Source organism: Sphingomonas sp. IW22 (assembly GCF_041321155.1).
Classification (GTDB): Bacteria; Pseudomonadota; Alphaproteobacteria; order Sphingomonadales; family Sphingomonadaceae; genus Sphingomonas.
Genome location: NZ_JBGGWB010000021.1, coordinates 1 through 1,515, shown reverse-complemented (window position 1 = coordinate 1,515; position 1,515 = coordinate 1). Strand labels below are relative to the sequence as shown.

Sequence of the window (1,515 nt, the reverse complement as noted above, 5' to 3'; positions counted from 1 at the left end):
TACGCTCTCATGACTGCCATCCGAGATACTGCCCGAGTTTACCCCTTCGCTGGCCGCAAGACCAGCGTTCGCATTGACCTTGGCGGGTGTGCCGCGGACGCCTGATCGACGACGATTGATCACGCTCTCATCCGCGGGTTGGTTACCGCACTACCCGTATCCGTCGCTGGGCCTATCCTTCGTCTAAGTTCGGGCGTCGGACGAACCTGCCCCACCGTACACCGCGGATTGCCCATCACAGTCGGGTGCCCGCGGCACGCCGGCCAAGGCTATGCAGGTGATGCGCTGGCGCCTCCTCTCGTGATCGTTGTGCGTGGATCAGCCAGCGACCGCCGGTGACACCCGACGGGCGATGTCCCAGGCATAGCCGACCAGTTCACGCGCGATCGCAGTGGTCACCTTCGGCTGCGGCTTGCCGGTGGCTGCTAGGCGACGGTAGCGCTGAGACAGGCGAACCTGTGCCTTCCACCCGATTGCCTGGATGTCCTCGGGCAAGTCGATGACCCGCTCACGGTAGCGCCGTTCCTCGCGAGCGGGCAGCCGATACGACCAGCCCGCCTCGATCAGCATGGTTCGTGCCTGCGCGTTGCCCGCGCGGGTGATCCGGCCTCGCTTGGTCCGGGCGCCGCTGGAGTGCTCGGACGGCACCAAGCCGACATACGCCATCAACTGCTTAGGATTGTCGAAGCGGGTGAGATCGCCTACTTCAGCGACCAGCGTCGCAGCGCTGACCAGCCTGATACCGCGCAGGACCTGCAGATTGCGGACCAGCGGCGCGAAACACCATGCATCCACCGCTTCGGCCAATGCTGCCTCGAGCCGTCCCACTCGCGCCTGCGCCTCCAGCACCCGCTTCTGCATTTCCTCGAATGCCAGCTGTTGGTGGGGAAAATCGAACCGCTGCTCGGACAACCACCGCCAGTACATTTTCGTCCAGGCCGCCTTGCCGCCGAAACGACGATCATGACGCAACAGGAAGCTGCGCACCGTTTGCTTGGCCCCGATGGCATCGTCCTGCGCATTTCGCCGAGCGCGGATGAGATCGCGTACCGCCTCATGCGCTTCGTCCGGCACCCAGATCGCGGTGAGTTCGCCGGCGCGTAGCAGCCGCGCCAGTGTCATCGCGTCACGTCGGTCCGTCTTCACATGGTCGCCCGGGCGTCGCGGCATCATTGAGGGGGCGATGACAATGCAATCCTGCCCCAGCTTCGTCAGCAGCCGATGCAGGCCATAGCCACAGGGACCAGCTTCGTAGCAGACGTTCAACGTAACGCCCGGTCCCGTTAGTCGCTTGACCAGCTTTCTGACCGCATCGTCCTCGTTGGCGACTGTTCCGATGAAACGCACCTCGCCTCCGCGCTGTCCATCGGCAACAGCGACCGCAATGGTTTCCTTATGCACGTCCAGACCAACGTATTTCACTGCCTCCGTCATGACTCGCCTCCGCTGCTGAAAAATCCATCATCAGCATCTCAGATTCGAGCCTCCGAGGCTCGGGCAGTCATGGGGTCTAAG

General features: G+C 63.5%; 1 protein-coding gene. It reads right to left on the bottom strand.

The genetic code is table 11. The features are described from left to right. Positions 1 to 318: 318 nt before the first annotated feature. Positions 319 to 1,434 carry an IS110 family RNA-guided transposase gene (locus tag ACAX61_RS19480; protein ID WP_066760040.1) on the bottom strand — a complete coding sequence of 372 codons (1,116 nt, stop codon included), beginning with the start codon at positions 1,432 to 1,434 and terminating at the stop codon, positions 319 to 321. Positions 1,435 to 1,515 lie beyond the last annotated feature (81 nt).

What these genes read in the sequence shown, in the direction of transcription:
- ACAX61_RS19480 (WP_066760040.1), bottom strand. Translation starts at nt 1,434, where the DNA reads ATGACGGAGGCAGTGAAATACGTTGGTCTGGACGTGCATAAGGAAACC.